General features: G+C 67.3%; 4 protein-coding genes. All 4 read right to left on the minus strand.

Annotated features, from left to right (window positions below):
• Window positions 1-285: 285 nt before the first annotated feature.
• Window positions 286-3,327 carry a GLUG motif-containing protein gene (locus J8I35_RS03510; protein ID WP_209924514.1) on the minus strand — a complete coding sequence of 1,014 codons (3,042 nt, stop codon included), beginning with the start codon at window positions 3,325-3,327 and terminating at the stop codon, window positions 286-288.
• A 178-nt stretch (window positions 3,328-3,505) separates the two neighbouring features.
• Window positions 3,506-6,952: a GLUG motif-containing protein gene (locus tag J8I35_RS03515; protein WP_209924515.1), complete on the minus strand. Its 3,447-nt coding sequence runs from the start codon at window positions 6,950-6,952 to the stop codon at window positions 3,506-3,508.
• Between the two features lie 175 nt (window positions 6,953-7,127).
• Window positions 7,128-8,630 (minus strand): ShlB/FhaC/HecB family hemolysin secretion/activation protein, encoded by a 1,503-nt coding sequence (locus J8I35_RS03520; RefSeq protein ID WP_245170086.1) that lies wholly within the window; start codon window positions 8,628-8,630, stop codon window positions 7,128-7,130.
• A gap of 467 nt (window positions 8,631-9,097) precedes the next feature.
• Window positions 9,098-10,132 carry an acyltransferase gene (locus J8I35_RS03525; RefSeq protein ID WP_209924516.1) on the minus strand — a complete coding sequence of 345 codons (1,035 nt, stop codon included), beginning with the start codon at window positions 10,130-10,132 and terminating at the stop codon, window positions 9,098-9,100.
• Between the last annotated feature and the right edge of the window lie 5 nt (window positions 10,133-10,137).

Below are 10,137 nucleotides of genomic sequence, written 5' to 3' on the forward strand. Positions count from 1 at the left end.
CCGACATACATGCGATGCCTTGTACGGCGAATACATCGGTATTTTCGAGCGTCGGTCTGATAGATCCGTTCGGATCGTTCAAGAGAGGATTCGCGCGACGCAAGTCGCTTCGGTCATGATGTGCGCGGCATCGATCGCCCGTGTCGGGTCGCCATATCGGGTCGCAATCCGTCGCCACTCACCCGGCGTTCCCGTAATGGCCGGCTGCATCGATGAAGCCGCCGGCCAGCGGTTTTCCGGCACCCGCTCATGAAACGAGCGGGTGCCGCCATGCTCAAAGCACCATCACCAACTGACGGGACCGTAGCGCCACTGCCCGTCGATCTTGCCGAAACTCATGCCGACCGTGGAATAGGGCTGGTCAGAACCACTGACCGAGCTGGTTTCGATGGTGCCGCTGTTCTCATTCAGCCCGACCAGGCTACCCCAGAAAAACCAGCCGTAGTCCGGCGACACGAGGTTCAGACGGCTGCTCGACGTCGAGGCCCGGATCGTGCCGGCATTTTCACCGACCAGGCCGCCCAGGTGCGAACGGTTGCCCGCAATCATGCCAGTGGACGATGCATCCTCGATGAGGGCGCCCTTGTCGTTCAGACCCACCAGACCGCCGACACTGGAACCGTCTGCCGCCGCACTGCCCGATGCGGACGCATGGCGCACGATCGCGCTGTTGCCGCGGTTCGCGCCGACCAGCCCGCCGACACGGCTGCCGTTGCCGGCCGTCACGTCGACGGCGGCATGCACGGTGTCCAGCACCCCGGTGTTCAGGCCAACGAGTCCACCGACATCGCTCCCATCGCCTGCACTGACTCTGCCATTGGCGCTTGCGTTCGACACGGTTCCGTCGTTCGTGCCGACGAGACCGCCCGCGTGGCTGTTGCGGCCCGCCGTTACTGTGCTCCTGGCCTGCGCGTTGCGAATCGTGCCGCCGTTCCTGCCTGCCAGACCGCCGACATGACCGCTGGCAAGATCCGTGACGTCGCCGTCCGATTGCACGCCGTCCAGCGTGCCGTTTGCGTTTTCGCCGATGAAGCCGCCGATCGCGATCGCACCGTCGGCCCAGACTCGGCCGGAAGCGGACGCGCTTGCGATCATGCCTCCGTCGCGGTTTTTGCCGGCAAAGCCGCCGACATAACTGCCTTTGCCTGCCGTGACCGTGGCGTTGGCCGACGCATCGCGAATCGTGCCGGTGTTGACCCCGACAAAGCCGCCGGTGCTCGTATCGGCGCGACCGGACACGCGCCCGCCGCTCGTCGCACGGATGATGCGGCCGCTGTTCAGTCCAACGAGCCCGCCCGCGCTCTGCATCTCACGGCTGATCGGCGGGGTGCGGCCGCCGGACAGCGTGACGTCGGCGAAGGCTTCGCTGTCGGCGATCGAGCCGGCGTTTGAGCCGACCAGCCCGCCCACGATAAACGCGCTGTTGCTGCCGGACACGCGTCCGGAGAAGCTTGCGCGGTCGATCGTGCCGAGGTTGCGGCCGACGAGGCCGCCCATCTGGACCAGGCTGTTGCCGTGGTACGAGACGCTCATGTTTTTCGCGGTGACGTTGGTGATACGTCCGCCCAGGTTGTCGCCGACGAGGCCGCCGACGAACGCGGCGCGAGCGGCCGAGGTGCCGTCGACGACGAGTGAATCGAGCGTCAGGTTCGCAAGCGTGCCGGTGCTTTGCCCGAACAGGCCGATGTTCGGCCCGGTGCCGGTGATCGACAGCCGGCTGATCGTGTTGCCGAGGCCGTCGAACACGCCGTGGAACGTGCGATCACCGCCGATGCTGCGGAAGCTCGCGTTCGCGCCGTCGATCGTGTTGCCGATCACGTAGCGGCCGCCGAGATCCGCATCGATGTTGCGCAGGTCGGCAACGGTATGCAGCACCTTGTAGTCCTCGCCATTCGCGCGGAACGACGCGTTGTCGCCGGACAGCGTGACGACGGCCTTGCCGTTCAGCATATGGCCGTTCTTCGCGTTGAGCTCGAGGTGCGCGTGGCGGCCGGTCAGCTTGACCGCGTCGTTGATGCGGATCTTGTCGGCCGCGTTGACGTTCAGGCTGGCGTTGGCGCCGGTGGCGGACAGCGTCTGCTGCAGATCGACGTTGCCCTTTTGCGACGTGAGCGTAAGCGCGCGATCGCTGTTCCATGCGACCGGGCCGCCGACCGTCAGGTCGCCCTGCGTGTTGGTCAGCGCGACGTTGGTGGTGCCGAGGTTGTTCGACAGCGTGTCGCCATCGATCGATGCGCCGGCCGGATAGAGGCTGTCGGCGTTGTTGTTCGCGACACCGGCGTTGGCTGCTTCGATCGTCCAGGTGCCTGCCGTGTTGCCGGCACGCGTGTCGACCGTGGTGCCGCGTGCGACGCGGACCTGTTCGCCGCGGGTGACGATCGAACCGGCCGGCGCGCCGGCTTCGGCCGTGCTCGCGTCGAGCTTGCCGGCAACCTTGACGGTGCCGCCGTCGAGCGTGATCTTGCCGCCGTGGCTGGCGAGGCCCTTCGCTTCGATGGTGCCGGTGTTGTTGACCACGGCGTTCAGCAGGTTGCCGGCCGCGCGCGCGGTCATCAGCACTTCGCCGCCGTCTGCCTTGAGCAGGCCGCCGTTGGTGGCCTGCGCATCGACCGCGCCGCCCTCGACCTGCAGGCTGAGCAGGTCGTTGCCGTCGAAGTTGACCTTGAACGTGTCGCCGGCGCCGAGCGCGATGCGGCCCATCTTCGCCTGGATCACGCCGTTGTTGGACACGCGCGCGCCGAGCAGCGCGACGCTGCCGCCGTCGGCGGCGGTGATATGGCCGTCGTTGACGATCGACGCGGTGGAGTTGCCCGAGAAGCGATAGTTGCCAGCGAGGAAATCGGCGTCGGCGATGTTCCGGGTGGACGCGACGAGGCCGCCGACGTTGATCTTCGCGCCGGAGCCGAACAGCACGCCGTTGGGGTTGACGAGGAAGACCTTGCCGTTGGCGTCGAGCTGGCCGTGAATCTGGCTGCCGTTGTTGCCGACCACGCGGTTCAGCGCGATCGACGTCTTGCCGGGTTGATGGAACGACACACGCTCGTTGCCGGCGATGCTGAAGTCGTTCCAGTTGGTGATGAGCTTGTCGGTATGTTGATTGATCGACATCGACTTGCCGTCGGCGTCGCGCAGGATGTCGGCCTTGCCGGCGGTGATGTTCTCGCCGGTGGGGAGTGCGAAGGCGGGCAGGGCGGTGAAGCCGAGCAGGGAGAGGGCGGCGGCGGCGCGTTTGGCGCTGCCGGGCTTGGCGCGCCGGCGCGCGGTTTCCCCGACCGCGCTCCAGCATCCCTGGGTCTGGTTCCAGACCAGTGCATAGGTTCTATTCATCGTTTGGTCTTCCTGGTTGCTTTTTAGGAAAATCCGGCCGACCTCGAAGGCTGATCGGCCGGAGGGGGCAACCGGCGGCCTTGTGGCCGCCGGCCGCGAGCGGACGGGCCGCTCGTATCACCCGACGGAATCCGGCATGCCGTTCAGGTGGCGTGACCGGAAACCGTCCGTGCCCGTTTTACGGCGTCACGCGGCCATAGTTCACGCCGACCAGTGCGCCGTAGGACTGGTCGTAGCCAGCCTTCACGTCGACGCGGCTGGTGCTCGACGAGCCGTAGACGAAGCCGAAATTGCCGCCGACGAGCCCGCCCAGTCGCGCGTACCGGCCGCCGGAAACCGTGCCGCTCGACGACGACGCGGTGATGACGCCGGCATTGCTGCCGACCAGGCCGCCGACGTAGCTGGCGTCGCCGCCCTTGACGGAACCCGTCGCGCGCGACTGGTCGACCGACCCGAGCAGGCTGCCGACGAGACCGCCGACCTGGCTCTGCCGGCCGGCTTCGACGTCGCCCGACGCCGTCGATCGCGCGATGTTGCCGCTTTCGTTGGCGCCGACGAGGCCGCCGGCCGACGAGAAGTCGCCCGCCTTGACCGTGCCGGTGGCGCGCGAATCGGCGATCGTCCCGAGGTTGCGGCCTGCGAGGCCGCCGGCCTTGCTCGATTGCCCGGCGAATACCTTGCCGTTGGCGCTCGACGTGCGGACGATGCCCTGGTTGAGCCCCACGAGGCCGCCTGCCGTGCCGGCGTTCAGAACGGTGACGCGGCCCGACGCGTTGGAGGAATCCAGCGTACCGGTGTTGATCCCGGCAAAGCCGCCCGCGGTGCTGTTGTCCCCCCCAGCCACGTCGCCGGATGCGTCGGACGCCTCGATGGTGCCGGCATTCGTGCCGACAAAACCGCCGACGGTGCTGTTGTGATCGCCGGCCACGTTGCCGCTGGCGAGCGACGTTTCGATGAAGCCGTCGTTCGCGCCCGCGAAGCCGCCGAGCGTCGACTTGCCCGTGGCACGGACATGGCCTTGCGCGACGGAGGCATGGATGCGGCCCGCGGTGCCGTTGCGCCCGACGAAGCCGCCTGCGAGGCTGTCGGCGCCTGCGACGACGTTGCCCGTCGCGGTCGATTCGTCGATGTCGCCGTCGTTGTAGCCGGCGAAGCCGCCTGCGGCCACCGCCTTGTCGCCCGCCGTCACGTTCCCGTTGGCTTGCGACTTGCGGATCCGGCCGCTGTTCGTGCCGACGAGGCCGCCGACCGTGCTGGAGGCGGCCGCGAACACGTCGCCGTCGGCCGTGGACGCGTCGATGTCACCCAGGTTCACGCCCGCGAGGCCGCCCGCGACGCTGCGCTCGCCGACGCTCACCTTGCCGCTGGCGCGCGATTCCGCGATGGTGGCCATGTTGATGCCGACGAGGCCGCCCGCCACCGCGTTGTTGCGCGCGGTCACGCTAGCCGATGACGAGGACTGCTTGACGATGCCCTTGCCGTCGTTGATGCCGACGAGGCCGCCGACTTGCGTGCTCGCGCCCGTCGCGTTGATGCTGCCGGCGCTCGACGAGCGCTCGATCATGCCGGTGTTGTACCCGACCAGGCCGCCCGTGGCGCCGTCGTGCGCGGCGTTGATGCGTACCTCGGCGTGGCTGTCGCGGATCAGCGCCGAGACCGGCGGCTGGTTCAGCAGCGTCAGGTTCTCGCCCACGAGGCCGCCGACCGCACTCGCGTAGCGATCGGTGTCGATGCGGCCGGACAGGTTGGCGTGCTCGATCGTGCCGCCATAGTTCGAGCCGACGAGGCCGCCGACGTATGCGCGCCCCGTCGTCGACACCGCGACGTTTTCGGCTGTCACGTTCGAGATCGTGCCCGAGTTGCTGCCGGCGAGCGTGCCGACCGAAATCGGCGAGCCGTACGGCAGACCCGATGCGACCGTCACGATGTCGCGCAGGCCGAGGTTGGCGATGCGGCCGGCGTTGTGCGAGAACAGGCCGACGGAGTTTTGGCCCGGATTGGAAATCCGCAGGCGCGAGACGGTATTGCCGAGGCCGTCGAACACGCCATAGAACGCGCCGTTGGCCGCGATGCTGCGGAAGCTCGCGTTCGCGCCGTCGATCGTGTTGCCGATCACGTAGCGGCCGCCCGGGTTCGCGTCGACGTTGCGCAGGTCGGCAACGGTATGCAGCACCTTGTAGTCCTCGCCGTTCGCGCGGAACGATGCGTTGTCGCCGGACAGCGTCACGACGGCCTTGTTGTTCAGCGTATGGCCGTTCTTCGCGTTGAACTCGAGGTGCGCGTTGCGGCCGGTGAGCTTGACCGAGTTGTCAATGCGGATCTTGTCGGCGGCGTTGACGTTCAGGCTGGCGTTCGCGCCGGTGGCCGACAACGTTTGCTTCAGATCGACGTTGCCGTTTTGCGAGGTCAGCGTGAGCGCGCGATCGCTGTTCCACGCGACGGGGCCGGCTACGGAGAGGTCGCCGCGGGTGTTGGTGAGCGCGACGTTGGTGGTGCCGAGGTTGCCCGACAGCGTATCGGCGTCGATCGACGCGTCGTTCGGATAGACGCTGTCGGCCTGATTGCGTGCGACACCGGCGTTGGCGGCCTCGATGGTCCAGGTGCCGGCGGTGTCGCCGGCACGCGTGTCGACTGTGGTGCCGCGTGCGACGCGGACCTGCTCGCCGCGCGTGACGATCGAACCGGCCGGCGCGCCAGCTTCGGCCGTGCTCGCGTCGAGCTTGCCGGCAACCTTGACGGTGCCGCCGTCGAGCGTGATCTTGCCGCCGTGGCTGGCGAGGCCCTTCGCTTCGATGGTGCCGGTGTTGTTGACCACGGCGTTCAGCAGGTTGCCGGCCGCGCGCGCGGTCATCAGCACTTCGCCGCCGTCTGCCTTGAGCAGGCCGCCGTTGGTGGCCTGCGCATCGACCGCGCCGCCCTCGACCTGCAGGCTGAGCAGGTCGTTGCCGTCGAAGTTGACCTTGAACGTGTCGCCGGCGCCGAGCGCGATGCGGCCCATCTTCGCCTGGATCACGCCGTTGTTGGACACGCGCGCGCCGAGCAGCGCGACGCTGCCGCCGTCGGCGGCGGTGATATGGCCGTCGTTGACGATCGACGCGGTGGAGTTGCCCGAGAAGCGATAGTTGCCAGCGAGGAAATCGGCGTCGGCGATGTTCCGGGTGGACGCGACGAGGCCGCCGACGTTGATCTGCGCGCCGGAGCCGAACAGCACGCCGTTGGGGTTGACGAGGAAGACCTTGCCGTTGGCGTCGAGCTGGCCATGAATCTGGCTGCCGTTGTTGCCGACCACGCGGTTCAGCGCGATCGACTGCTTGCCGGGTTGATGGAACGCGACGCGCTCGTTGCCCGCGATGCTGAAGTCGTTCCAGTTGGTGACGAGCTTGTCGGTGTGCTGGTTGATGGACATCGACTTGCCGTCGTTGTCGCGGATGATGTCGGCCTTGCCGGCGGTGATGTTCTCGCCGGTGGGCAGCGCGAAGGCGGGCAGCGCGGTGAAGCCGAGCAGCGAGATCGCGGCGGCGGCGCGCTTGGCGCTGCCGGGCTTGGCGCGCCGACGCGCGGTTTCCCCGACTGCGCTCCAGCATCCCTGGGTGTGGTTCCAGACCAGTGCGTAGGTCTTGTTCATGAGATTGTTGTTCCTCGGAAAGTACAGGTTGATCGTTTCGTATCGATATGTATACCTAACGAAACGAGAAAAGCCGAAGGCATGCAGGACGCACGCTTTCGACGCTGCGCGCGGCGAGGCCGCCCGCGCTACTTGCGGCTCGCCCCTGCGTGGCGGGCCGCTCGTCGTGTACCGCTCAGAAATACTGGGCGGCTTGCAACCAGATACTCGGCGACCGCGTGGGCGATGCGACCGGATCGGCGTAACCGACTGGCAGCGCGGCGGTGAGATTGACTTGATGGCGCGCGCCGAACCAGCTCGCGCCGATGCCGAGCGACGACAGCTGCACGGTGTTGCGCTCGCGGGACCATCGCTGCTTGCTGAGCTGGATGCGGCCGGTGTCGGCGAACGCGCTCAGTTGCCAGCCGGGCGCGGCGAGATAGCGCAGTTCGGCCGTGGCCTGCCAGCCCTGGTCGCCGCTACCGGCGCCGAGCGCGAACGCACGCACGCCGTACGGGCCGCCGAGACTGAATTTTTCCGACGCGTCGAGATTGCGCGACGACAGTTGCGCACTGAATTGGGTATAGAGCTGGAAGCGCGAACCGAGCGCCTGCAGTCGCAGTGCGCTGACATTCAGCTTCGCGAACTGGCCTTGGGTATGAACGTAGTAGTCCATGTCGAGCGGATCGTTGCCGCTCAGGTGGCCGATGCCGAGCGTGGCGGAGAAGCCGGTCCGGCCGCCGCCGCCCACGGTGTCCTGGTGGTTGCCGCTCACGCCGAACGACCACAGGTCGACGGTCTTGTCGTTGACCACGTCGAACGCGCCGTACACGTCGCGCAAATGCTTGTTTTCGTAGACGACCTGCGCATCGAGGTTCGTGCGCCGGCTGCGCAGCAGCGGCTGCGTGGCGAACGCGGAGCGAACGTCGGCGCCACCGTGGAAGCGAAGGTCCTTGAGGCTGCCGCCGATCCGGTAGTCCATGTCGGAATACGCGACGCCGACGCGCGTCGATGCGGGGCCGACGGGCAGTTGATAAGACGTGCGGTAATAGCGCTGATTCGTATTGCTCGTCAGTCCGCGTAGCGAGAAGCGATCGCCGACGCGCAGCGGCGCATTGACGTCGACGCTGCCGGTCGCGCGGTAGCGGCCGGTCAGCGGATCGCCGAAGTTGTCGAGTTCGATCGAGCCGGTGGCGAAGCGACCGCGTTCGGCGTCGATCACGAGATCGGTCGTGCCGGGTTCGGCGCCGGGACGCAGCGTGCCCTTCGCATCGACGCCGGGCATCTCGTTCAGCAGCATGAGGCTGCGCTCGAGGCGGTTGCCGTGCGCAATCTCGCCGGGCTGCAACGACGCAAGCGGTTGACGCAGCGCGCGATCGAGCACGCGCGTGCGGTTGTGCAACTCGATCTGTCCGTAGCGGCCTTCGACGACAGTGATGCGCACGACACCGTGTTCGATGTCCTGGCGGGGAAGATACGCGCGGGCGAGGACGTAGCCGTGTTCGCGGTAGTACGTCGTGATCCGGTTGGCGGCCTGCTGCAGATCCTCGAAGCTCAGGTCGCGGCCGACGAGATCGGCGAGCAACGGGTTGAGCCTTGCGGCGGGAATGGCCGCGTTGCCTTCGATGACGAATGCGCTGACTGGAATGCGCGGGCCGTCAGCCGTGGCAGGCGAGGGCTCCTCGGCTGGTACAGGCATCGCGAGTTCGGGCGCGGCGGGAGCGGGTAGTGCAGGACGGAGTGTCTCGACGTCGCGTAGCGACTGTCCCGCATTGGGGACCTGGACTTGTGCTTGCGCGAAACCGTGAAGCGACAGCGCGAGGCCGGTCAGGCACGCGATGCGGAACGGGCCGGCCAGCTTTCGGGCAAAGGATCCCGATTGGCGCAACGGCTGGGCGCAGTGCGGGGATGCAGGGGGGGTGCGAGGGAAAGCAGGTGCGTGCACCGGCGTCGGAGGAGGCCAGGGCACGGCGATGAAAGAACGAACGGAGCGAATTTTTGACCTCGAACGGATGGCACTGTCAGCCGATGCGTGATCCGTCGCCCGGCCGTTTGGAATGCCGACGATGTTACGAAATGGTTCCCTCAATGAACATGGAACAAGTACGAGCGACTTGTTTCCATCATTCATTCTTGTCAGATTCTTCGATTCAATCGCATCCGTGCTCAAGACGCCGCTGCACGGCGCTTCCGCGACAACCGGTGCTTCAAGACAGCAAGCATCGGCCGCTCGATCCACGCATGACAGGCACAGCCGCATGCGCAGACAGCGGCCAGCGTCGCGAGCGCGGCCGCTGTGCCCGACCACGTGCCGGCGTCGAGGCGCACCCCGACGATCTTGTTCGCTGCACCGATCACGTACGGATGCAGCAAATAGATCGAATAGCTCGCATCGCCGAGGCGGGCGAGCATCGCGTTCCCGATCGTCCAGCCCCGCAGGTCGAGCGCGACCGCGGCGACGATCAGCATGCAGGCCGGCACGCCCCACCAGACGACACGTTCAAAGCCGGTCGGCGTGCCGGACAGGGTGGCGGCGAGCGGTATCGCCGCGAGCGCCGCTACGGATGCCGCGAGCCACGCGAAGCGCGGAAGTCGCCCGGCGATGCCGGTTTCCAGCAGGCGGCAGGCGAGTACCCCAAGCCCGAATTCGAGCACGAACGGCTGACCGAGATGGGCGGCGACTTCGCCTGCCGGGCCGCCGGCGGCCACGTACGCGCAGAACAGCGCAAGCGCGAGCGCCGCGAACGTCGTTGCATGGCGGGCGCGGACGAACCACATCGATCCGGCGATGACGAGATAGAACAGCATCTCGTATTCGAGCGTCCAGCCGTTGAGGTTCAGCGGCCCCCAATGGCCGTTCTCCTTCACGTATGGCACGAAAAGCAGCGACTTGACGAGATAGTCGAGGCCGGCCGTCGTCGAATTCAGCCATTGGGGCTTCACGACCGCGATCGCGAACACGCCCAGCGTGGTCAGCCAGTAGAGCGGCACGATCCGGATCAGGCGCCTGCGCAGGAAGGCGTGCCCCTCGCGCGGCGCGACGACGGACATGATGAACCCGCTGATGACGAAGAAGATATCGACGCCGGCCTGCCCGAACGGAAGCGTGCCCATGTGATAGCCGACGACGGCGAGCGCCGCGAAGGCGCGTGCACACTGGAGGTTCCGGAAGATGCCGGTCTGGACGGGGAAGGTTTGCATGTCGG

The sequence above is a fragment of the Burkholderia sp. CpTa8-5 genome (genome assembly GCF_017815045.1).
In the GTDB taxonomy this organism is placed as follows: domain Bacteria; phylum Pseudomonadota; class Gammaproteobacteria; order Burkholderiales; family Burkholderiaceae; genus Burkholderia; species Burkholderia sola.